Below are 22,360 nucleotides of genomic sequence, written 5' to 3' on the forward strand. Positions count from 1 at the left end.
GATGGAACAGTAACTGGCCGCCTGAGCGGGCGAACGGCAGATAGCCCAGCTCATCGAGCACGATCAGATCGAGGCGGGATAGCTGGGCGGTGAGTGTGCCGCCCTTGCCGATCCTGGCCTCCTCTTCGAGGCGGGTCACCAGATCGACGGTGTTGAAGTAGCGGCCTCGCGCACCCGAGCGAACGACATTGGCGGCGATGGCGATGGCCAGGTGGGTCTTCCCGGTGCCCGTGCCGCCGACCAGGACGATGTTGCGCCGAGCGGGCAGGAACGCGCCGCTGTGAAGCGAACGCACCAGTCCTTCATTGATCGGCGTGCCCTCGAACCGGAACGCGTCGATGTCCTTCACGACCGGCAGCCGGGCGGCCGCCATCCGGTATCGGATCGACGCGGCATGGCGATGTGTTGCTTCCGCCCGCAGGAGGTCGGTCAGTATCTCCATCGTGGTGCGCTGGCGCTGAAGGCCGGTGGTGACCGCATCATCGAACGCGCCCGCCATGCCCTTGAGCCCAAGCCCGCGCATCGCCTCGATCATGTCATGCCGCTGCATCGAAGGTCCTCAGCTGGTCGTAACGGGCGCAGTCGGCGATCGGCGGATGGCGCAGCGCGCTATCCTCGGAGGTGATGATCGTAAGTGGGCGCGGCGGCTCGCGGTGCCGCGCCAGGATGTTGAGGATCAGATCGTCGCTCGCCGTGCCGGTCGCCAACGCTTCGCGCACGGCCGCTTCGACCGGCTCGAGGCCATCGGTCAGCACGGCCGACAGCACACGGACGAACCGGCGGTCGGCATCGTCGCCATTACCAAGCTTGCGGCGCAGGCGCGCCAGCGCAGGTGGCAGGTCCCAGTCCTGGAAAGGGGCGCCGTTCCGCAGCGCGCCGGGCTTGCGGGCCAGCACCGGCAGATAATGCCAGGGGTCGTAAATCGTGCGGTTACGCCCGAAGGTGCGAGGATGCTCAGCGACAACCTCCTCGCCGCAGCGCACGATGATGCGGTCGGCATAGGCACGGACCTGCACCGTGCGCCGCGCCATCGTCGAGAGAACCGAGTAGCGGTTGCGGTCGAAGCTGATCAGGCAGGTGCCCGTCACCGCATGCTCGCTCTCGTTGAAGCCGTCGAACGGCCCCAACATCGGTTGCAGTGCCGATCGTTCGATCTCCAGCGCCTGCGCTACGGTTAGCTCGCCCTGTTCAGGATGCGCCTGCCGTTCCGCCCAGCGCCGACACTCGGCCTCCAGCCAGCCATTGAGCTCCTCGAGGCTGGCGAACCGCAACCGGGGCTGGAAGAAGCGACCCCGGATCGTCTGCACCTGGTTCTCGACCTGCCCCTTCTCCCATCCCGCCGCAGGTGAGCAGGCGGTCGGCTCGATCATATAATGGGCGGTCATGATCAGGAACCGCCGGTTGAAGACCCGTTCCTTGCCGGTGAACACGCTCGTCACCGCCGTCTTCATATTATCGTAGATGCCGCGGCCTGGCACCCCGCCGAAGAAAGCAAAGCCGCGCGCATGCGCGTCGAACAGCATCTCCTGGCTCTCGCGCGGATACGCCCGGACATAGACTGCCCGCGATGCACACAGTCGCATATGCGCGACCTTCACCCGCATCGGCTTGCCCGCGATCTCCACATCCTCATGGCTCCAGTCGAACTGGTAGGCCTCGCCGGGCTTGAACATCAGCGGGATGAAGGCGGTGACACCATCGCCGGCATCCTTGCGCCGATCGGCCTTCCAGCGCGCCTCGTAGCGCCGCACGGCATCGTAGGAACCCTCAAAACCCTCGCGCTCCAACAGATCATGGATCCGCGTCATCCGCAGCCGCTCGCGCTTGCCGCGCACCTCATTCTCTTCCAGCAGTGTGTTCAGGCGATCCTGAAACGGCCCGATCCGCGGCAGCGGCTGAACCTTGCGCTGATAATCGAATGCGCCTTCCGGCGCCCGGATCGCCTTGCGGATCACCTTCCGCGATACATGCAAATCCCGCGCGATCGCCTTGATCGCCTTACCACCGGCATACTCGCGCCGAATCCGAACCACTGTCTCCAAAACCAACATCCCGATCTCGCCGCCTGATTATCCAGCCGGCTGCTTAAACCATCGAAATGAGGGGTCCCTTTTAGACGCCGATCACCCCGCTAACGGGGTCCTTTTTGCACGCCGATCCACAATCACGGGGTCGGCGCGCTCCTCCCAGGCTGTGCTGGGGCCCCCGAAAAGAGCCTCCGAGCCAGAGAGATTACCCGGCGCCCGTTACGCACACGAGTTAGGCCTGCTATCGAAACCCGATGCCCGACACGTCCAACTGGAACGGCCGACTTAGCCTCGGCGACTATCATGCTCTCTGGTCGGGTTCGGTTGGCGATGCCGCCGCGCACCGCCATTTTGCAGCGCAAGCAGTGTTTTGTTCCGAGCCGCTCACGGTGGTCGACGCCGTTGGTGCGCGCCTTTCGGGGCGCTGCTTGCTCATCGAACCCGATGCCGCACACCGGCTGCTTCCCGCGCCCGCAGCCGAACTATGGTTCGTCGAGCCGACAGTGGGCTTCGGTCCGCCGGTAGAACTGAAAAACCGGCTGATTTGCTCCGATCCGATTCATGTCGCGATGCCGGGACAGCAGTCATTCTGGAAAAACTGGCTCACGCGAGGCGCCCGCCCCCCGCTCGATCCGCGCATCACCCGCGCCGCCGCCTCGATTGACCGCCTGATCCCCACGGGCTCTGTCCGGCTCGCGGATGTGGCGGAGGAGAGCCGCCTTTCGCTCGGCCGATTCCGGCATCTCTTTGCCGCCGAGATCGGCATGCCTTTCCAGCGATTTGTGCTCTGGCGACGCTTGATCATCGCCTTCGACGTTTTGGGAAGGCGCCGCAGCGCGACCGAGGCCGCACATATGGCGGGGTTCAGCGACAGCGCGCATTTCGCCCGCACGATCAAGGTCATGTTCGGTATTCGGGCAAGCGACCTTTTCATCGAACCATAGCCTCTCCGTTCAAGCCGGTGCGTGACGGCACCTAGTAGAGGGGCGTCATGTCAGACGCACACAGAGACTTCGTCCCGGCACTCGGCAAGAGCGGATCGCTCGACCGCTATGATGCCGCCATAGCCCTCATGACCAGAGAGAAAAGATGGCGAAGCGACTTGCTGTGCTTCGCCGAACCGCAGCCGGGCGAGCGGATCGTCGATATCGGGTGCGGCACGGGGACGTTTGCAATCGCCCTTAAGCAGGCGGCGCCGGAGAGCATGGTCCTCGGGGTCGATCCCGATCCCGCCGTACTGGAAATCGCACGCGCCAAGGCTAAGGTTGCCGAAGCCGAGATCCAATGGTTCGAGGCCATGGGGGACGAGCTGGACGGCATCGACGCACTCCGGCAATGCGACAAGATCGTATCGAGCCTCGTTCTCCACCAGTGCCCAATGGACGTGAAGAAGGCGATTGCCGCGCAGATGTTCAGGCTCCTGAGGCCCGGCGGGACTCTCTTCATAGCCGATTATGGCGAGCAGCGCTCGCTGCTGATGCGCATGCTTTTTCGACAGATCCAGCTGCTCGACGGGTTCGAATATACCGAACCCAACGCGAAGGGCTGCGTCCCGGAAATCCTTACAGCCGCGGGTTTCGAGGCTGTCGAGGAAGTGAAGGTCATCCCGACACCGACCGGCTCGATCTCAATCTACCGGGCGAGGCGGTAGCCTCTCGCCCAGCGCGCGGATTCCGCTAACCGCGCCAGTGACGCCCACGGTGGTGGTGGTGCATCCGGCGCTTCTGGTAGCGCCGCTCGTAGCGGTCCCGGCGTTCATAGCGGCGGTCGTTTCCGCGATAATAGGGGTCGTAACCGCGATAGCCCCGGTCATTGCCATAATAGGGCCGGTCGTGCCGGTTGGAACGATAGTCGCGATCATGGCCCCGCGGCGCATCATGGCCGCGGCTATATCCGCCGCGATCGCCATGGTGCTGGGCAAGCGCCGTTCCGGGGAGCGCGAAGGCGAGCATCGCGGCCGCGATCGTCATCAGTTTTCGCATGTCAGTCTCTCCTTTGCGTGGCGTTCAAACTCCCCCTTCGTCGTTGAATGCGCTGTGAATATTAGCTCTTTCTTCCCCGATTCGACGGTGACCCGGCATCTCCATGCGACGGGCCGATGGCGAGTGAGGCAGCATCGCGACGGATGCTAGGCACCCGTCCCGCGTGGACGAAGCGGGACGGGTGCGGGTCTTATTTGCCCTTTGCCGCTACCGCGGCCTGGACTCGGGCCTCGACCTGTTCGGGGCTGGGTTGGACGAGCATCTCGCCATTGACGAAGAAGGTCGGGGTGCCCTTGACGCCGACCGCGCGCGCGTCGGCAATGTCCTGCTCCATCCACGCCATCGCATCGGCGGTTGGCATCGCGCGCGCCTTCGCGACATTGAGGCCGGCCTTCTCGGCCGCGGCCCAGGCGCCGTCCATCTTGCCGTCGTGCCAGTCGGGCTGCGCCTCAAGCAGCGCCGCCGTCACCGGCTCGAGCTTGCCCTGGACACGCGCGGCTTCGAGGATCACGATCGCCTCGGCCGAACCGGGGTGCAGCGGCAGGTAGCGCATCACGAGACGCACATCCTTGGGATATTTGGCGACGATACCCTTGACTGTCGGATAGAAGGCACGGCAGGCCTCGCACGACGGGTCGAAGAATTCGACGATCGTGACCGGGGCATTTTTCGGCCCAATGATCGGCGAGTGCGGGCGAATGAGGCTGTCGACGGGTCCCGCCACGACCTTCTTGGTGGGTTCGCCCTCGGCGCTCCCGCTGTAGAGCATCGCGCCACCGGTAAAGGCGAGCGCCGACAGGGCAAGCGTGGCCATCACTCCGATTCGACGGTTCATGATTTCAGTCTCCTTTGGAAGTTGAGCAAGAGGGTCAGGATGAGCGCGAAGGCGGCCAGCGACAGGAGGGGCAGCGGCACGCCTCCGACTGCCATGCTCTCTCCCGAGCATGACGGGCCGCCGGTGCAGGGGACGATCGGAGCCGGAATGACGCCGACATAGAGCAAGCTGTGATAGAATGCGACGAGAGCACCGCCGGCCGCCAGCGCCAGTCCATAAGGAACAACGGCGCGGTCCGACTTGAACGCTGCGATGCCGAGAATGATCGAGAGCGGGAACATGAAGGCGCGCTGGAACCAACAGAGATCACACGGCACTTGGCCCATGACCTCGCCGACGAAGAGGACGGCTAGGCTCGACAGGAAGGCAATTGCCCAAGCTACGCCGAGCGGACGCCATTTGTGCGGTGCCAGCAGCGGAAAGCTCGTCATCGCCGACCACCTTTGAACTTGGACTTGGGCCGTCGCGGCGGCGATTGCGGCTTGCTGTATTTGGACTTCAGGTAGCTGAGCAGGATGCCGTCGATCGAGGCGAGCATTCTTTGAAAGCTGGTGCGGAGGCCGGGAAGCGGGAGCCAGGCAAAAGGCCCGCGGCAGCGATAGCGGTGAACGAACTTCGTCCCGCTTGCCGTCGGCGTCAGGATATAGCTTTCCTCAAACTGGAGGATGAAGCTCGGCTTTACGTCGAGTATCAGCTCTTCCCCGGGGCGCGCGGAGAGCACCGCCGCGGAAACTTCAAGAAACTTGGGCTTTTGCGGATCCATGCGCATCGAATAGCGGATCGCGACCGGGTCCTCGGCAAGCCGCTCGATCCGGACATAAGGGTTCCAGATCCGGTGATTGTCGAAATCGCCGAGGACCGCCCATATTTGTTCCGCACTATAGGGGAGGTCATGCTCCCGCTCGAACTCCATCAGCTTCACTCCTCTATCGATCGGCCGCCGGGCTTTGCCCCGCGCCGATGTCGGTGACGCCCGCAGGCGATGGGTCGGCATGCGCGCCGCCCGTGGTGAACCAGCGGCGCAGGCGCGGTGCCATCCTGCGTTCGAAGCCCGCCGCAAGGCTGAAGGACGCCGGCACGATCAGCAGCGTCAGCATCGTCGAAAGGATAAGCCCGCCGATCACCGTGACCGCCATCGGCGCGCGCCATGCGCCGTCGCCGGTCAGTGATAGCGCGGTCGGGATCATGCCCGCGACCATCGCGACCGTGGTCATCAGGATCGGCTGCGCGCGCTTGTGTCCGGCGTCGACGATCGCCTCGTCGCGCGGCACCCCGGACGCCATTTCCTCGATCGCGAAATCGACCAGCAAGATGCTGTTCTTGCCGACGATACCGAGCAGCATCAGCACGCCGATGAACACGGGAAGCGAGAGCGGATAGCCCGTCAGCAGCAACGCGATCGCCCCGCCGAGGGGGGCGAGCAGAAGCGAGCCCATGTTGACGAAGGGTGGGATGATCTTGCGATAGAGCAGGATCAGGACCGCCAGCACGAGGAATATCCCCGAAACGACCGCGATCGCGAAGTTGCGCAGCATCTCGGCCTGCCATTTGGCACTCCCGAGCACCAGCCGGGCGACCCCGGCGGGTAACGTCTTCAGCGCCGGCAACGCCTCGACTTTCTCCATCGCCTGACCGGTCACGAGACCCGGAGCAAGGTCGGCCCCTATGGTGAGCTGGCGCACCTGGTTGGTCCGATTGATCTGGGTGGGGCCGGCGCCGAAGCCAATCTCTGCGACGACAGAAAGCGGCACCGTTCCCCCGTTCCGGGTCGGAACCGGCATGTTGCGCAGTGTATCGAGCCGCTCGCGCGCGGTTTCCGCTAGCGCGACGCGCACCGGTATCTGCCGGTCGGACAGCGAGAATTTGGCGCTGTTCTGGTCGATCTCGCCAAGCGTCGCGACGCGGATCGACTGGCTGAGCGCCTGGGTGGTGACGCCGAGCTGCGCCGCGAGCGCGAAGCGCGGGCGAATGACGATCTCGGGCCTTTGGAGATTGCCTTCGACACGCGGCGAGCGAATCTCCTTCACACGGGCCATTTCGGCAAGCAGCCGGTTGCCGATATCTTCGAGCTTCTTCGGGTCGTCGCTGCCTAGCGTGATCGAGATGTCACGGCTGCTCCCGCCGCCACCGCCATGCTGCGATTGGAAGTTGATGCGGGCATCGGGAACCTGCGCCAGCCGCGGCGCGCGGTCCTTTTCGAACTCGGTGGAGGTGAGCTCACGGTCCTTGCGCAGTTTCAGATAGACCGTCGCCGTGCCGACATCGATCCGCGACAAGGCGGATTCGACGAGCGGATCGCGCTTCATGAGATCGGTCACTTCGTCGGCCACCGCCTCGGTCTGTTCGAGCGTCGCACCCGGTGCGAGCTGGATGGCGACGCGGCTCGTATCGGAATCGATCGACGGCTGGAAGGTCATGGGAAGCAGCGAGAAGCTGAAGATGGTCGCGAACAGCGCCAGCACGCCGATGCCGACCACCCAGATGCGATGGTCCTTTAAATAGCCGAGCCATTTCCAGCGCCCGCCGCGCGCACGCGCGGCAGCGGCCCCGCTGGTATCGAGGCTCCAGCGCAAGATGCGCATATAGGTGTCGATCAGCGGGCCCTCGCCATGCTTTTGCGGGCCCTGCGCAGAGAGAAAATAGGCAGCGAGCATGGGCGTGATCATGCGCGCGACCGCGAGGCTCATCAGCACCGCGGCCACGACCGTCAGCCCGAAATTCTTGAAATATTGCCCGGCGACGCCCGGCATCAGCCCGACCGGCAGAAACACCGCGACGATCGTCATCGTCGTGGCGAGCACCGCGAGGCCGATCTCGTCGGCGGCGTCGATCGAGGCCTGATAGGCCGATTTGCCCATCCGCATGTGGCGCACGATATTCTCGATCTCGACGATCGCATCGTCGACCAACACGCCGGCAACGAGGCTAAGCGCGAGCAAGGTCATCATGTTGAGCGAGAAGCCCATGAGGTCCATGAACAGGAAGGTCGGTACCGCCGACAGCGGGATGGCAAGCGCCGAGATCAGCGTCGCCCGCCAGTCGCGCAAGAAAAGGAAGACGACGACGACCGCGAGGATCGCGCCTTCGACCATCGCATTGATCGCCGAATGATATTGGCCCTTGGTATATTCGATATCGCTGAACAGCTCGGTGAATTTGACCTTGGGATTCTCCTTCTCGAGCTTGCGCAGCTCCTCGACCGCCGCGTCGTAAACGGTGACATCCGAGGCGCCCTTGGCGCGCTCGAACCCAAAGGTCAGCACCTGCCGCCCGTCCTGCTTCGAGACCGAGCGCTGCTCGGCGTAGAGATCCTTGACCTCGGCGATATCGGCGAGGCGCACGGTCCGGTTCGTTCCGACCGAGATCAGCGTCTCGCCGAGGGCGTTGGCGCTGCTGGCGTTGCCGAGGATGCGGACCGCCTGCTCGGAGCCTGCGACCTCCATCCGGCCGCCGGCCGCATTGACGTTGAGCTGGACGAGCTGGGTGTTCACCGCGGCGGCGGTGAGACCATAGGCACGCATGCGCTCGGGGTTGAGGATGACCCGGATTTCGCGGCTGACGCCGCCCCGTCGGTAGGCGTCGCCCATACCGGGGACCGCGATCAGCCGCTTCGCGACGACATTATCGACATACCAGCTCAATTCCTCGAGCGTCATGTCGGTGGCCGAGGCCGACCAATAGGCAAGCGTGTTGCCCGAGGTCGACAGGCGGATGACCTGCGGTTCGAGGATGCCGTTCGGCAGGTTGCTGCGGATCTGGGTGATCTTGTCGCGGATATCGGTCACCGCCCGGTCGATCGGTGTGCCGATCGCGAACTGGACGAAGGTCTGAGACTGGCCTTCGGTAACCGTCGAATTGAGCTCGTCGATCCCCTCGATCGTCCGCACCGCCGCCTCGACGCGCTGCGTGACCTGCGTTTCGAGTTCGGTCGGCGCGGCGCCCGGCTGGGCGATGATGACGATGGCGCCCGGAAAATCGATGTCGGGATCGCTCTGGACCCCCATCATGAGGAAGGAGACGATGCCCGCCACCGTCAGACCGAAGAACATGACGAGCGGCGGGATCGGGTTCCGGATGGACCAGGCCGAGATATTCTTGAAGTTCATCCTCTCTCCCCCTTCCGGTTCGATCGCGCCGCGACTGCGCGCCCTCAGCCCATGCTGCGATCGCGATAGGCGAGCAGGCGAAGCGCGTTGGCGACGACGACGAGGGTCGAGCCTTCGTGCGCCGCGACCGCCGCACCAATTCCGAGCCCGAAGATCGTCGCCGGCACGAGGACCACGACGACGCCGAGGCTGACCACCAGATTCTGGCGGATGATGCGGCGCGTCTGGCGGCTGAGCCCGATCGCGAACGGCAGATGAGCGAGGTCATCGGCCATCAGCGCGACGTCGGCGGTTTCGAGGGCGACATCGGACCCTGCGGCGCCCATCGCGATCCCGACGGTGGCGCTCGCCATCGCCGGTGCGTCATTGACGCCGTCGCCGACCATGGCGACCGGCTGCTGCGCCTTGAGGTCGCGAATGGCATCGACTTTCTGGTCGGGCATAAGGTCGCCCCAGGCCTCGTCGATCCCGACTTCTGCGGCAATCGATTCCGCGACCTTCTGGTGGTCGCCCGAAATCATGATCATCCGGCCGATGCCGAGTTCGCGGAGTTTGGCGATCGCGGTGCGCGCCGCTTCGCGCGGCGTGTCCATCAGGCCGATCGCGCCAAGATCGCGGTCGCCCATGCGGACCACCATCGTCGTGCGGCCCTGTTCGCGGAGGCCTGCGATCGCCGCCGCCACTTCGCCCCCGATCGGTGCGATGCCGTCGGCACCGAACATTTCGGCCCTGCCGATCAGAACGGTCTCGCCCTCGACCTTCGCCGTGACGCCGCGCCCCGTCAGGCTGTTGAGGTCGTCCGCGATCGGTACGCGCGCCGATGTCAGCATGGCCTCGCCATCGCGCGCGATCGCAGCGGCAAGGGGATGGTCGCTCAGCCGTTCGACGGCCACCGCGATGCGCAGCAGTTCCTCCTTCGGCACGCCGCTTGCCGGCAGAACATCGGTGATGCGCGGCTTGCCCTCGGTGAGCGTGCCCGTCTTGTCGAAAGCGAGCGCAGTCAGCGAGCCGAGATTTTCGAGCGGGCCGCCGCCTTTGACCAGCACGCCGCCGCGCGCCGCACGCGCAACGCCGGACAGGACGGCGCTCGGCGTCGCAATGGCGAGCGCGCACGGGCTTGCCGCGACGAGGACCGCCATCGCCCGATAGAAGCTGTCGCGGAAAGGCTCGTCGACGACGACCCAGGCGAAGAGCAGGACGAACACCAGCGCGAGCACGCTCGGCACGAAAATCCGCTCGAACTTGTCGGTGAAGCGCTGGGTTGGCGATTTCTGCGTCTCCGCCTCGCTCACCATCTTCACGACCTTGGCGAGCGTGGTATCGGCAGCGAGGCGCGTCACAGCGATCTCGATCGCGCCATGACCGTTGATCGTGCCTGCGAAGACGCGATATTTCGCCTCGAGCACATCGGGCTTCGCGGCGGCAGCGGCGCGATCGGGTACCGGCTCCTTGTCGACCGGAACGCTCTCGCCCGTCACCGGAGCCTGATTGACCGCCGAGCGTCCGACGATGACGAAGCCGTCGGCGGGCAGCCGCTCGTTGGGCTTGACCACCACGGTGTCGCCGATCTGCAGAAGCTCGACCGACACTTCGCGGGTGCTGCCGTCGGCCCCCTTCACGATCGCGGTCTGCGGCGCCAGCTCGGCGAGCGCCTCGATCGCGCGCTTGGCCCGGCCCATAGCATAATGTTCGAGCGCATGACCGAGGCTGAAGAGGAAAAGGAGCAGCGCGCCTTCGGCCCACGCACCGAGCGCTGCGGCGCCCGCAGCGGCGACGAGCATCAGCGTGTCGATCTCGAAGCGCTTGAGCTTCAGATTCTCGATCGCCTCGCGGACCGTAAACCAGCCGCCGAAACCATAAGCGGCAATGTAGAATGCGAGCGGTACCCACTCCGGCGCCGCAGCCAGCTTCTCGATGGCAAAGCCGATGCCGAGCACGAGACCGCACAGCAACGCGAAGATCAGCTCGGTCCGCTCGCCGAAAATGCCGCCATGATCATGGCCATGGTCGTGGCTGTCCTCGCCCGTGTGGCCATGTTTGTGATCAGGCCCATGCGCATGATCCGGTCCATGGTCATGGCCATCATCGCCATGTTGGTGCGGGGGTTGTGCCGGGGTAGCCGCGGCGACGGCAGTCGATTTCTGTGTGACGCCCATATCCGACAGTGTCTTTCTGATCGTTTCGATGGAGGTCTCCGAGCGCTGGAACTCGGCGCGCAGCGTGCCGGCGGCCCCGACTTCGGCCTCGATCACGCCCGGCATTTCGCGAAGCTTAAGTCCGATCGTCCGCGCGCGCCGGGCGTGGCCGACGCCTTCGAGGTCGTCCCAGAAGAGATGCTGATATTGGTCAGTGAGCTCGGCACCGGCGCTGCGCGCGAGCTGCCGCACGCGTTCGAGCGGGAGAATATCCGGACGGTAATGGATGCAGAGCTGCGGCGGCGAACCATCGCTTGAGCGGACCACATGGACCTTGTCGACGCCTTCGCGTCCTTCGAGTTCGCCCATCAGGCGCGCGACACAGCGGTCGGCGGTATCGGCGACTTCGGGGAGGAGAAGCGGAATATCGAGCCGCAACTGGTCACTCATGATGCCATCCTTTTCTCTTGGCCATCGGCACTGTGATCCGGACATACACTAAACGCCGGGCAGGATGAGGTGCGGGAGCCTCTGCGGGATGCGACCCGGCTCCCGCACCTCCCCGACCGCCGGAGATCCCTGCCCGTGGTGAGGGGGGCGAATGAGAGGGGCCTCCGACGGCCAGGTTTCGAATTTACAATCATGCGCGACGTCCGCTCGGCCGCGCGTAGCGGGACTGAACGGTCGTGCGGCGGAAATGCTTTTCGAGCGCAGCGTTTGAGCGGCGCAGGAACACCGCGCACGCGCGGCGCAGGAATGGATAGCCGAGCCACGAGAAGAAGCCGCGGCAATCGAGCCGATGCGTCACCTCGACGCCTTGGCCTAACTTCTCGAGCCGATAGCTCTCCTCGATCACGAGCAGGCCGCGCATGCCCGTTCGCCACGAAAAGCCCTTGAGCCAGTCGAGACCGGTGATCCGCCCTTCGGCGGCCAGCTCCGGCCCGCGCGGCCCACGCGGGGAATAGACATAGTCGATGCGCTCCTCATCTCCCGGATGCTCCGATAAGCGCAATGTCGGATGCCAGTCGGCATAGCGCTCGATGTCGATGAGCAACCGCCAGACGCGGCCGATCGGGACCGGCAGGCGGAGCGAGGTCCCTACCGAGAACATCGGCAGCTCCCTCGCTCCGGCAAGCTGGTCCGCGACGCAGGCCGGGGACCTGCGCCGCGGTGGAAACCGGCAATTTGCCGGTCAGCTCTGGACATCGGGAGGCTCCACGGCGGATTTCCCGCCGAGGATGTCGACCGCTTCGAGCGTTATGAGCCCTATGTCCGGTATTTCGGACAGCTGCGCCGCAAAGTCGCGGAGCCGCTGCTCCTCGTCGATGATCTCGATCACGACCGCCCGGTCATTCTCCAGCGCATGCTTGCGGTGGAGATGTGCCGAGCGGCCGAAACCGAGGACCGCTTCGAGGACGGTGACCCCCGCCAGCTTTTGCTGGCGGGCGAGTTCGGAAATGAACTCGAAGACGCGCTGGTCGCCGAAGAAGGCAGACTCGTCGGTATAAACGCGCAATAGCTTGGATGCTTTTTGCATGGTCCTCTCCTATTCCGTGACCGGCGCTTCGGCCGGCTCGGTTTTGCGTTTCAGGAAACCGGGCTGCCAATTCGCGCCAAGAACGACCTTCGCGATGGCCGGGAGCACGAGAAGCGTCAGGATGGTCGCTGCGATGAGGCCGCCGATGACGGTCGTCGCGAGCGGCTTCTGCACCTCGGCGCCTGTCCCCGTCGCGATCGCCATCGGCACGAAGCCGATCGCGGGCACGAAGCCGGTCATAATCACCGCGCGCATCTTCTCGATCATGCCCTCGCGGATCGCCTCGGTGAGCGGCACGTCATTCTCGAGCCGCTCGCGGATCGCCGTCATGACGACGAGACCGTTGAGCACCGCGACGCCGGCGAGACAGATGAAGCCCACCGCTGCGGACACGGAGAAGTTGATGCCCGTAAGCGCGAGGGTGAACACCCCGCCTGCGAGCCCCAGCGGGACCGCAAGGAACACGGCAGTTGCTCGGCCGAAAGTGCCAAGCGCCATGTACAGCAGGATGAAGATACCCGCGAAGCAGAGCGGCACCACGATGGAAAGCCGCTTCGAGGCGGCCTGCAGGCTTTCGAACTGCCCGCCCCATTCGAGATAATAGCCCGCCGGAAGCTTCACATTGGCAATCTTCGCTTGCGCCTCGGCCACGAAGGAGCCCGCATCGCGGCCTTCGAGGTTCACCTGTACGACGACGCGCCGCTTGCCATTCTCGCGGCTGATCTGGTTGAGCCCTTCGGTCAGCCGGATCTGCGCCACTTGCGCAAGCGGTATCTGTCCGCGGTTCCCGCCTTCCGAGGGAAGGAGCACGGGAAGCGCGCGAATGTCGTCGAGATTGACGCGGGTCGCGTCGGGAACGCGCACGGTGATGTCGAACCGGCGATCGCCTTCGTAAAGGAGACCCGATTCACGCCCGCCAAGCGCCGCCGACACGGTGTCGGCGACTTCCTGCACCGACAGGCCGTAACGCGCGATCGCATTGCGATCGAGCTTCACGTCCAGCGTCGGAGCGCCGCCGACCTGGTCGGCCTTGACGCTGCCCGCACCCGGAATGCCCTGGAGCACCTTCACCATCTCGTTCGCGGCGAGCGACATCTTGTCGAGGTCGTCCCCGTAGAGCTTGATGGCGACGTCGCCGCGGACACCCGCGATCAGTTCGTTGAAACGAAGCTGGATCGGCTGGCTGACCTCGTAAAGCTGGCCGAGCTGGCCGCCAGCGGCCTTCTCGATCCGCTCGACGACATCGGCCTTGCTATCGACGCCCGCCGGCCACTGGTCCTGCGGCTTCAGGATCACGAAGCCATCCGAGATGTTCGGCGGCATCGGATCGGTCGCCACCTCGGCGGTACCCGTCTTCGAGAACATCAGTTCGACTTCGGGCAGGCTCGAGATCGCCGTCTCGACATTACGTTGCATGGCCAGCGACTGTTCGAGGCTCACCGAAGGCACGCGCGTCGAGGCGAGTGCCATATTCTTCTCGTCGAGCTGCGGAATGAATTCCGAACCCAGAAGCCCAAACGCGGGGATCGCGAGAAGGAAGAAGACGAAGCCGCCCGCGATGAAGGTCCAGGGTTTCGCGATCGCCTTGTCGAGCAAGGGCAGATAGCGTTCCTTGGACTTGCGGATGGCCCAGACTTCCTTCTCGGCCACTTTGCCGCGGATCATCAGCGCGACGAGCGCCGGGACCAGCGTGATGGCAAGGATGAAGGCGGCGACGAGCGCGAGCATGATGGTGATGGCCATCGGCGAGAAGGTCTTGCCCTCGACGCCTGTGAACATCAGCAGCGGCGCGAAGGCGAGCAGGATGATCGCCTGGCCGAAGACCGTCGGTTTGATCATCTCCTGGCTGGCCCGCATCGTCTCCTCGAGACGTTCGCGAAGGTTAAGCAATCTCCCTTCATGCTCCTGCCTGTGTGCCAGTCTCGCCAGACAGTTTTCGATGATGATCACCGCCCCGTCGACGATCAGACCGAAGTCGAGAGCGCCGAGGCTCATCAGGTTACCGGGGACCCGGAACGCGTTCATGCCCATCGCCATCATCAGGAAGGAGAAGGGGATGACGAGCACCGCGATGATCGCGGCGCGCCAGTTGCCGAGCAGGAAAAAGAGCGCGGCCGCGACGAGCAGCGCGCCTTCGGTCAGGTTCTTTTCAACCGTGCCGACGGTCGCGTTCACGAGCTTGGCGCGGTCGAGCACCACCTTCACTTCGACGCCAGGCGGCAAGGTTTTCGACACCTGCGCGATCTTCGCCGAGACATCCTCGGCGACGGTGCGGCTGTTCTGGCCGATCAGCATGAGCACGGTGCCGATCACCGCCTCCTTGCCGTTCATGCTGCCCGCACCCGTTCGAAGGTCGCCGCCAATCTTCACATTGGCAAGCTGCCCGACGGTGACAGGAACCCCGCCGCGCGTTGCAACGACGGCATTGCGGATCTCGTCGACCGAGCGAACGCGCGCATCGACGCGGACGAGATAGGCCTCGCCGCCGCGGTTGTAATAGTTGGCGCCGACCGCGAGGTTTGCGCGTTCGAGCGCTTCGCCGAGTTCGCTGTAGGAAATGCCATAGCTGGTGAGGCGTGTCGGATCGGGCTCGACCACGAAGGTCTTGGCATAGCCACCGATCGAGTCGACGCCGGCAACGCCGCCGACCGACTTCAGCTGGGGGCTGACGATCCAGTCCTGGACTGTGCGAAGATAGCCCGACTTCGCGATCTCGTCGGTGAGGATATCGCCCTCGGGGGTCAGATAGCTGCCGTCGGGTTGCCAGCCCGGTTGGCCCGCAACCTTCTTGGCGCCCTTCCCGTCAGGATTTTTATAGCCGACGGTGTACATCACGACCTCGCCGAGACCCGTCGTTACGGGACCGATCTGCGGCTGCGCCCCATCGGGCAGATTTTCGCCCGCCTGGAGAAGCCGTTCGCCCACCTGCTGGCGCGCGAAATAGAGGTCGGTTTCATCGGAGAAGATGGCCGTCACCTGGCTGAAGCCGTTGCGCGAGATCGACCGTGTCGTCTCGAGCCCCGGAATGCCGGCCAGCGAGATTTCGATCGGATAGGTTACGAGTTTCTCGATTTCGACCGGCGAAAGGCGCGGGTCGATCGTGTTGATTTGCACCTGTTTGTTGGTGATGTCGGGAACGGCGTCGATCGGCAGCTTGGTGAGCTGCCAGACGCCGAGGCCCGCGATCACGAGGAAGAGGAAAAGCACCGCCCAGCGCGCGCGGACGGATAGCGCCATCAGTTTCGCGATCACGGTCTATTCCTCCTCGCCCGCGCCCTTGCCGAGTTCGGCCTTGAGCAGGAATGCGTTCTTGGTCGCGACAATCTGGCCGGGCTTCAGCCCGGAGAGGATTTCGACACGGCCCGCGCTACGCTGACCGACGGTCACCTGCTGCGCGCGGAAGCCGGTCTTCGTGCGCACGAACACCACGTCGCGGCCCTCGAGCGTCTGGAGCGCCTCGTCGGCGATCACGATCGTTGCGGGACCACCGGTCGCGGCGCCGCGGGTGGGAAGCAGGCGTACCCGGACCGCGAGGCCGGGCTGCAGCGCGCCGGGAACATCGAGGACGGCGGTTGCCGAGCGGGTTTCGCCCGAAAGGCCAGGCGTCACCGCGCGGACACGCGCGTCGATCGTCTGTCCGTCGGGCAGTTCTATGATCGCGCGGTCCCCCGGGGACAGCCGCTGCGCGTCGGCCGGACCGACCGCAGCCTCGATCTGCACCTTGCTCGGATCGGCAACCCGGAACAATTCGGTTTCGGGCTGCACGAAGGCACCGAGGCTCGCGCTCTCGGCCGTGATCCGTCCCGAGATCGGGCTCGCGACGATCACACTACTTCCATCGCGGGTGACCTGCGCCGCGTTCGCTGCGGCGCGGGCACGTTGCGCTTCGGCCGCGGCAGCCGCGGCTTCGGCCTGCGCCTGCTCGTAATCGACGCGTGCCGACACCTTCTGGTCGAACAGCGTCTTCTCGCGGTGGAGATTCTTCTGCGCGAGCGTCGAGCGCGCATCGGCCGCAATCCGTTCCGCCGCAATCTGCGCTGCGTCGCGGCTTTGCACGATCGCGATCGTTTCGCCGGCGCGGACCGGATCGCCGAGCCGTTTGAAGAGGCGGGTCACCGCACCACCTGCGCGGGCGGTGACGATCGCCTCGCCGCTCGGCGCGGCAGTGACCGTGGCCTGCGAGATGATTTCGGAGCCGAGACCGCCGGCGCCGATTGCCTCGACGCCGATTTCGGCGGCCTTGATCGCTTCAGGTGTGATAGCGAGGCTGCTTGGAAGCGCTTCGCTTTCAGTTGCGGCTTCGCCTTCGGCAGCCGGCGCGGGGGCCGGATCAGCGGTGCAGCGGGCGACGCCGAAGCCGGTGACGGCGGCGAGGGCGATGGCGCCCGCGACAGTGCCGAGAAGGCGCTTGTCCTTGGTGATCATATTCTATCTCCGCTGATGATGCGGTTCGCGCGCCGACCGGCAGCGCACCCCTGTTGACTTGAAAGGACGGCGGCGAAGGCGCCTCCGTCCGCTGGAAGGATCGGCGCGCTCATGGCTGATGGTCCGCATCGCCATCGGCGGCCGCCTGGCGCGAAAGGATCGCACGGGCCGCGGCCCGGGCTTGCCTCGCGGCGATCAGTTCGGCCTGCGTCGCCGCATAGGCCTGCTGTGCGTCGATATATTCGACGAGCGAGGACTTGCCGGCGCGGTAGCTGAGCTCGGCAAGCCGGACCCCTTCGCGCGCCTGCTCGATGCCGCTGCCTTCGAGCGCCGCGAGACGCGCTTCGGCCGCCTCGAGTTCGGCTTGCGCATTCGCGATTTCCGCCTGGGCGTTGACCACGGCATTTTCGCGCCGAGCGATCGCGGCGGCGACATCGGACTTGGCAGCCGAGATGTTGCCGCGATTGCGATCGAAGACCGGTAGCGGTACCGAGACGTTGGCGACGAGCGCGCGATCGCCGGTCTCGCGAAGCTGGCGCACTCCGAACCCGACCGATGGGTCGAGCCGGCCGTCGGCCCGCTGCCCCTGGAGCCGCGCCTCGGCAATGAGCTTCTCGGTTTCGGCAAGTCGGACGTCGAGCGTTGCGAGCGAGTCCACCGTCGCCGGTGTCACCCACAAATCGCCATCAACCAGTTCGGCCGGCGGGACCGAGCTGCCGAGGAGAGCCGCGAGCGAGCGGCGTGCGGTCCGCTCTTCGGCCTCGGCTGTGCGCAATTCAGCGGTCGCCTGCACAAGGGCCGCATTGGCGCGGAAGGCCCGCAGCGGCGGCTCGTTTCCCGTGTCGACCATCGCCTGCGCGACGCGAACAAGTTCGCGGGCTCGGGCTTCGTTCTCGCGCGCAAGCGCCAGATTGTCGCGGGCCGCGGTCGCCGTCGCGAACTGATTGCGCACGTCGAACGCGAGGTCCGCGCGGGCAATTTCCAGTCGATATTGCGCGGCCAGAAACTCCGCGTCGGCGAGCGTCATGCGGGCGCGGCGGCGCCCGCCTATGTCGAGCCGCTGGTTGACCGACACGGTCGTTTCGAGGCCATTGAGCCCCGAATAGGGACCCGTTCCGGCAAAATTCTCGACGTCGACGTTCAGCGTCGGGTTGTAGCGATAGCCCGCTTGGCGCTGGCGGCCGCGCGCGGCCTCCACTTCAGCCTGGGCGGCAACCACGCGCGGCGACCGCGCGTCGGCTTCCTCCATCGCCTGGGCGAGGGACAATCGGGCGGGAAGCGGGCCGGTGCGGACCGCCTCGTCGGATGAAGAAGGCGGACCCACGAGCTCCGTTCCTGCCAATTGGGCAGCAACGGGCGCGGCATTTGCGCCTGCAACGAGCGCCGCGAAAGTCGCGGCGACAACTATGGATTTCATGAAAAGGAGACTCCTGACGTTTCCAGGGAGAGGCGCGCGCAGAGGGCGCGCGCAAACCTAGAGCGTCAGGCGATTGGAGGGCGGAATGTCCCGATGTAGGCGACGGGCGGCAACGTGGCCGCGGGCACGAGCGCGTGCGACTGGCTGCAAGGCACTTCGGTCGATGCGGTCAGCGTCTCCGCCGGTACACCCGAGTGATGCCCATGGCAGCCGTGAGGGGCAGCCGGGAGCGGCTGCTGTTCGCCAGAAGACGACTTCTTCTTGTCGGTTTCGGCGCTTTCGGTTGCCGGCGCGGCGACACAGCCGGCTTCGATCGCGGCGACCAGGAAGCTCGTCTCGGCCCGTTCCTCACTCGCATGCGCGAGCGACCCAGCAACCGTTCCGGATGCAAGGAGAATGGTCAGCAGGAAGAGGATCACCCGTCGCATTGGAACAGGCCCCTAGCATCGAAACGGCAGGATGAAAAGTAGAAGATTTTCAATCTACTTCGAGACACCCTGCTGGCCGCCCAACGCTATCTGTAATGTTATCACATTATCAAGCCAAAATTCATGTATTGAATATTTTGATACTTATTAGAACCCGAGCCAAATCAAAGCACTCATCGAATATCATCGTCACAATTAGAATATTTTTGGGAGAATGCTTCATATTCCTATGAAACCATAGCATGGGCCCGAGACTATTGCAGACCAATAGGTTCCACAGGACTCTGGTTCATCGCGTGAGATTGGAACGGACCGCGCTACGTACCGGCCTGCGACATGAGCCGCCGATCCTATATCTACTATAGATTGCTAAGTCGGTTCGAGGAGATGGCAGGCAGAATGGACGCCAATCGGGTTCGGAACCCCGTCCTCTGCGCCCGGGCTGAACGCAAGCGCGAAGCGGAAGTCCATTGCCACGTGCATCATGCATGCGATGGGCTCGCAGCACCGGTTGCGCCCGATTTGGACTTTCGGAACAATCCATTCGCTGTTAGGGGCGCACCGATGTCCGGCGCTCCTTTACGCCTTCTGCTTGTGATTATCCTGCTTCTGAGCGGGCTCCACAATGCTGCGCCGGCGGCGGCGGGCATGACGCACCATGCCACCGATTCGCATCTCGCTCACCATGCGGAATCGGGTCATGCCTCGGGCAAGGATTCGTCCAACGGTCAGCAGGATGCCGACATCCACGGCAGTCACCATAATTGCCCGGTCGCATCCGACCAGGCCCTCGCAGGCCATGACGATCTGTCCTGTTTTTCCGGCGGCCTCCTCTTTGTGCTGCCCGCGACGCGCCTCGCTTCGCGCGCTCTTGCTCCCCCCCTGAACCCTCCCCTCGCCTGAACCACGCCTGCCGCGCGGCCCTTTCCGGCCTGCGCTCAGTCGTCTCGTTCAGGAGTGAGAATTTATGCATATCCATATGCGCGCCGCCCTGTTGGCCGGGGCTGCGCTGCTGGCGGGGTCCGTTTGGGCCCAGCCGCTAACGCTCGACCAGGCGGTCGAGCGGGCCATCGCCGCATCGCCCGAGCTTAGAGCGGGCGAAGCGGGGGTCGACGCTGCGCGCGGCGATCAGCTGCAAGCCCGTGTCCGTCCCAATCCGACCGTTTCGGTCGATATGGACAATGGCGTCGGGACAGGCGGCTATGGCCTGTTCCGGCAGTCCGAGTTGACCGTCACCTATTCGCAGCCGCTCGAACGCGGCGGCAAGCGTGAGGCGCGCATGGCGCTTGCCGAGCGCGGCGTCGTGCTGGCCGAAGCGCAATGGCGGATTGTCCGGCTCGATATCGCCCAACAGGTCCAGCGCGCCTACATCAACGTCCAGATCGCCGAACAGATGGTCTGGATCGCCGAAGACCGCGTCAAACTCGAAAAGGAGATACGCGCCGAGGCCATCCGGCGGGTGCGCGGCTACAAGGACCCGCTGTTTGTCGAAACAAGGGCCGATGCCCGCATTCTCGAAGCCGAGCTGGCCCTGAAGGAAGTCCAGGCGAAACGCCAATCGGCACGCGCTCTGCTCACGTCCTTCTGGGGCGGCGCTCCCGACAGCCTCGTTATCGCGGAAGGGATCGAGAAGCCCGATCCGCGTGACCCGCCGCTGGCCGAAGCCGACGCCGCAGTCTTCGATGCTGCCGTCGATCGCGCCCGGGCACAGGTCGTCGTCGAGCAGAGCCGTGCGCATCAGGATTATACGGTATCGGGGGGGACCCGTTTCCTTCGAGAGACCAATGATGTCGCCGTCCTCGGCGGCATCTCGATCCCGCTCGGAAGGTTCGACCGCAATCAGGGCAATATCGCGCGGGCACAAGCGGAGCGGCGGCAGCTCGAATATCAGTCCGAGGCCAACCGTCTCGAGCGCTTGCGGCGTCTCGCCTCGCTTCGGGCGGATGCCGATGCAGCCCGGGTGCGCGCCGAGGGCATCATGAACACCGTCTATCCCAAGGCGGTGAAGACACTCGCGCAGGTGCGCGAAGGCTATGCCCGCGGCGGTTTCCTGTTCGCCGACGTACAGGACGCAGCCGACGTCATCATCCAAATCCAGGGTCAGTGGGCCGATGCCATGACGAGTTACCGCGATTTGCTCGCGGAGATCGATCGCCTGACCGGCCGCTTCGATGCGGCTCCCCTTGCGGAGAATATTCCATGAAGAAGTTTCCATTTCCCGCCGCGGCTGCGGCGCTGTTCCTTGCCGTGCCTCTCGCTGCCTGCGGCGGCGGAGCCGAGGGCGAAGACAAGCATGAAGAAGGCGAAAGCCACGCCGAGGGCGAAGGCGAGGAAGATGCCAAAGGCCCGAACGGTGGCAAATTGCTCAAGAATGGCGATTTCGCGGTCGAGGTCACGATCTTCGAGAATGGCACGGAGCCGCAATTCCGCGTTTTCGCAACGCGGGACGGCAAACCGGTCGACCCGAAGGATGTCCAGCTCGCCATCACCCTCACGCGGCTTGGCGGCGACGTCCATCGCTTCACCTTCCGTCCGCAGGGCAAATTCCTCGCAGGGCAAGGTGTCGTCACCGAACCGCACAGCTTCGATGTCGAGGTCGTCGCGGTCGTGGGCGGCAAGCGGCACGTCTGGAAATATGCGAACCCCGAAGGGCGCACGCGGATCGCGGCCGACGCCGCCAAGGCCGGCGGCATCGAAACCGCGGTCGTCGGACCGGCGACGGTGGGCGAGATGCGCGAACTCTACGGCACCGTCCAACTGTCGCCGACCGCCCGCTCCGAAATTCGCGGCCAATTCCCCGGCCGCGTCGTCTCGGTGACCAAGGCGTTGGGCGACAGCGTCCGGCGCGGAGAGCTTCTCGCGCGCATCGAGTCGAGCGAGAGCCTCCAGGTCTATCCGGTATATGCGACCGTCGGCGGCGTGATCGCCGAGCGCAACGCCAACCCCGGCGACGTCACCGACGGGCGCGCCCTCTATGTGGTCACCGACCCGGCGCAGACCACGGTCGTCTTCAACATCTTCCCTCGCGACCTCGCGATTATCCGTCCGGGCATGCGGGTAACGGTGGAGACGCAGGACGGCGCCGAAATCGCGACCGCGCCGCTCGGGCAGTTCCTGCCCGACGGCAATGTCGAGGCGGGCACTGCGCTCATCCGAGCGACCATCCCGAACCGCTCGGGAACGCTCCGCCCGGGCATGGCCTTGCGCGGCCGCGTGATGGTCAACCCCGTCACCGTGCCGCTCGCCGTGCGCACCGAGGCAATCCAGCCCTTCCGCGACTTCAAGGTGGTCTATGCCAATTTCGGGCAGGACTATGAGGTCCGGATGTTGAAGCTCGGCCGTTCGTCGCCCGAATGGACCGAGGTCCTGTCGGGCATCAAGCCCGGCACCGCCTATGTTACCAAGGGCAGTTTCCTCGTTCGCGCCGACATCGAAAAGTCCGGCGCGGGCCACGACCATTGATCGGGG

At 65.1% G+C, this 22,360-nt stretch carries 19 protein-coding genes; 5 read left to right on the forward strand and 14 right to left on the reverse strand.

Annotation, left to right across the window (positions count from 1 at the left end):
• On the reverse strand, positions 1-550 hold a 550-nt coding region (locus QOL79_RS18455), incomplete at its 3' end, for an ATP-binding protein (protein WP_283420342.1).
• On the reverse strand, positions 537-2,051 hold the full coding sequence (istA, locus tag QOL79_RS18460) for an IS21 family transposase (RefSeq protein ID WP_283420343.1): 1,515 nt from the start codon (positions 2,049-2,051) through the stop codon (positions 537-539). The genes QOL79_RS18455 and istA, both read right to left, overlap by 14 nt.
• A gap of 230 nt (positions 2,052-2,281) precedes the next feature.
• On the opposite strand from istA, the gene QOL79_RS18465 reads away from it, so the two are divergent.
• Complete coding sequence (locus QOL79_RS18465; protein ID WP_058455295.1) at positions 2,282-2,971, forward strand: helix-turn-helix transcriptional regulator; 690 nt, start codon at positions 2,282-2,284, stop codon at positions 2,969-2,971.
• 47 nt (positions 2,972-3,018) lie between these two features.
• Entirely contained in the window at positions 3,019-3,678 is a 660-nt protein-coding gene (locus QOL79_RS18470; RefSeq protein ID WP_058455296.1) for a class I SAM-dependent methyltransferase, read from the forward strand.
• 25 nt (positions 3,679-3,703) lie between these two features.
• Here the strand turns inward: QOL79_RS18470 and QOL79_RS18475 are convergent, their stop codons facing one another.
• From QOL79_RS18475 to QOL79_RS18530, 12 genes are all read right to left on the reverse strand, one after another.
• Complete coding sequence (locus QOL79_RS18475) at positions 3,704-4,009, reverse strand: hypothetical protein (protein WP_058455297.1); 306 nt, start codon at positions 4,007-4,009, stop codon at positions 3,704-3,706.
• Positions 4,010-4,199: 190 nt separating this feature from the next.
• Positions 4,200-4,844, reverse strand: coding sequence for a DsbA family protein (locus QOL79_RS18480; RefSeq protein WP_058455298.1), 645 nt, complete (start codon positions 4,842-4,844; stop codon positions 4,200-4,202).
• Positions 4,841-5,275, reverse strand: coding sequence for a disulfide bond formation protein B (locus tag QOL79_RS18485; RefSeq protein WP_058455299.1), 435 nt, complete (start codon positions 5,273-5,275; stop codon positions 4,841-4,843). The genes QOL79_RS18480 and QOL79_RS18485 overlap by 4 nt, the downstream gene beginning before the upstream one ends.
• A complete protein-coding gene (locus QOL79_RS18490) occupies positions 5,272-5,757 on the reverse strand; it encodes an SRPBCC family protein (RefSeq protein ID WP_058455300.1) in 486 nt (161 codons plus the stop codon). Before QOL79_RS18490 ends, QOL79_RS18485 begins: the two co-directional genes overlap by 4 nt.
• Before the next feature lie 13 nt (positions 5,758-5,770).
• On the reverse strand, positions 5,771-8,950 hold the full coding sequence (locus tag QOL79_RS18495) for an efflux RND transporter permease subunit (RefSeq protein WP_058455301.1): 3,180 nt from the start codon (positions 8,948-8,950) through the stop codon (positions 5,771-5,773).
• Between the two features lie 44 nt (positions 8,951-8,994).
• Entirely contained in the window at positions 8,995-11,535 is a 2,541-nt protein-coding gene (locus tag QOL79_RS18500; protein ID WP_058455302.1) for a heavy metal translocating P-type ATPase, read from the reverse strand.
• 190 nt (positions 11,536-11,725) lie between these two features.
• The gene (locus QOL79_RS18505) at positions 11,726-12,196 is read right to left on the reverse strand and encodes an SRPBCC family protein (protein ID WP_058455303.1); all 471 of its coding nucleotides are present in this window, start codon (positions 12,194-12,196) and stop codon (positions 11,726-11,728) included.
• Positions 12,197-12,277: 81 nt separating this feature from the next.
• Positions 12,278-12,622 (reverse strand): DUF190 domain-containing protein, encoded by a 345-nt coding sequence (locus QOL79_RS18510; RefSeq protein ID WP_058455304.1) that lies wholly within the window; start codon positions 12,620-12,622, stop codon positions 12,278-12,280.
• 9 nt (positions 12,623-12,631) lie between these two features.
• The gene (locus tag QOL79_RS18515; RefSeq protein ID WP_058455305.1) at positions 12,632-15,874 is read right to left on the reverse strand and encodes an efflux RND transporter permease subunit; all 3,243 of its coding nucleotides are present in this window, start codon (positions 15,872-15,874) and stop codon (positions 12,632-12,634) included.
• A 3-nt stretch (positions 15,875-15,877) separates the two neighbouring features.
• Positions 15,878-17,047 (reverse strand): efflux RND transporter periplasmic adaptor subunit, encoded by a 1,170-nt coding sequence (locus QOL79_RS18520; protein WP_058455306.1) that lies wholly within the window; start codon positions 17,045-17,047, stop codon positions 15,878-15,880.
• 109 nt (positions 17,048-17,156) lie between these two features.
• Positions 17,157-18,464 carry a TolC family protein gene (locus tag QOL79_RS18525; protein WP_156416613.1) on the reverse strand — a complete coding sequence of 436 codons (1,308 nt, stop codon included), beginning with the start codon at positions 18,462-18,464 and terminating at the stop codon, positions 17,157-17,159.
• A 65-nt stretch (positions 18,465-18,529) separates the two neighbouring features.
• A complete protein-coding gene (locus QOL79_RS18530; protein WP_058455308.1) occupies positions 18,530-18,892 on the reverse strand; it encodes a hypothetical protein in 363 nt (120 codons plus the stop codon).
• A gap of 564 nt (positions 18,893-19,456) precedes the next feature.
• Between QOL79_RS18530 and QOL79_RS18535 the strand changes: the two genes are divergently transcribed.
• From QOL79_RS18535 to QOL79_RS18545, 3 genes are all read left to right on the forward strand, one after another.
• A complete protein-coding gene (locus QOL79_RS18535; RefSeq protein WP_156416612.1) occupies positions 19,457-19,795 on the forward strand; it encodes a hypothetical protein in 339 nt (112 codons plus the stop codon).
• A 64-nt stretch (positions 19,796-19,859) separates the two neighbouring features.
• Positions 19,860-21,095 (forward strand): TolC family protein, encoded by a 1,236-nt coding sequence (locus tag QOL79_RS18540; protein ID WP_058455310.1) that lies wholly within the window; start codon positions 19,860-19,862, stop codon positions 21,093-21,095.
• Positions 21,092-22,354, forward strand: coding sequence for an efflux RND transporter periplasmic adaptor subunit (locus QOL79_RS18545; protein WP_058455311.1), 1,263 nt, complete (start codon positions 21,092-21,094; stop codon positions 22,352-22,354). The genes QOL79_RS18540 and QOL79_RS18545 overlap by 4 nt, the downstream gene beginning before the upstream one ends.
• Positions 22,355-22,360 lie beyond the last annotated feature (6 nt).

It is taken from the genome of Sphingopyxis sp. Geo48 (assembly GCF_949769155.1).
In the GTDB taxonomy this organism is placed as follows: Bacteria; Pseudomonadota; Alphaproteobacteria; order Sphingomonadales; family Sphingomonadaceae; genus Sphingopyxis.

Bases quoted from the DNA above. Each gene is read 5' to 3' on its own strand.
- istA (WP_283420343.1), bottom strand. From the start codon at position 2,051: ATGTTGGTTTTGGAGACAGTGGTTCGGATTCGGCGCGAGTATGCCGGT.
- QOL79_RS18545 (WP_058455311.1), top strand. From the start codon at position 21,092: ATGAAGAAGTTTCCATTTCCCGCCGCGGCTGCGGCGCTGTTCCTTGCC.
- QOL79_RS18530 (WP_058455308.1), bottom strand. From the start codon at position 18,892: ATGCGACGGGTGATCCTCTTCCTGCTGACCATTCTCCTTGCATCCGGA.
- QOL79_RS18490 (WP_058455300.1), bottom strand. From the start codon at position 5,757: ATGGAGTTCGAGCGGGAGCATGACCTCCCCTATAGTGCGGAACAAATA.
- QOL79_RS18495 (WP_058455301.1), bottom strand. From the start codon at position 8,950: ATGAACTTCAAGAATATCTCGGCCTGGTCCATCCGGAACCCGATCCCG.
- QOL79_RS18485 (WP_058455299.1), bottom strand. From the start codon at position 5,275: ATGACGAGCTTTCCGCTGCTGGCACCGCACAAATGGCGTCCGCTCGGC.
- QOL79_RS18500 (WP_058455302.1), bottom strand. From the start codon at position 11,535: ATGAGTGACCAGTTGCGGCTCGATATTCCGCTTCTCCTCCCCGAAGTC.
- QOL79_RS18525 (WP_156416613.1), bottom strand. From the start codon at position 18,464: ATGAAATCCATAGTTGTCGCCGCGACTTTCGCGGCGCTCGTTGCAGGC.
- QOL79_RS18510 (WP_058455304.1), bottom strand. From the start codon at position 12,622: ATGCAAAAAGCATCCAAGCTATTGCGCGTTTATACCGACGAGTCTGCC.
- QOL79_RS18535 (WP_156416612.1), top strand. From the start codon at position 19,457: ATGTCCGGCGCTCCTTTACGCCTTCTGCTTGTGATTATCCTGCTTCTG.
- QOL79_RS18540 (WP_058455310.1), top strand. From the start codon at position 19,860: ATGCATATCCATATGCGCGCCGCCCTGTTGGCCGGGGCTGCGCTGCTG.
- QOL79_RS18465 (WP_058455295.1), top strand. From the start codon at position 2,282: ATGCCCGACACGTCCAACTGGAACGGCCGACTTAGCCTCGGCGACTAT.
- QOL79_RS18520 (WP_058455306.1), bottom strand. From the start codon at position 17,047: ATGATCACCAAGGACAAGCGCCTTCTCGGCACTGTCGCGGGCGCCATC.
- QOL79_RS18480 (WP_058455298.1), bottom strand. From the start codon at position 4,844: ATGAACCGTCGAATCGGAGTGATGGCCACGCTTGCCCTGTCGGCGCTC.
- QOL79_RS18470 (WP_058455296.1), top strand. From the start codon at position 3,019: ATGTCAGACGCACACAGAGACTTCGTCCCGGCACTCGGCAAGAGCGGA.
- QOL79_RS18475 (WP_058455297.1), bottom strand. From the start codon at position 4,009: ATGCGAAAACTGATGACGATCGCGGCCGCGATGCTCGCCTTCGCGCTC.
- QOL79_RS18505 (WP_058455303.1), bottom strand. From the start codon at position 12,196: ATGTTCTCGGTAGGGACCTCGCTCCGCCTGCCGGTCCCGATCGGCCGC.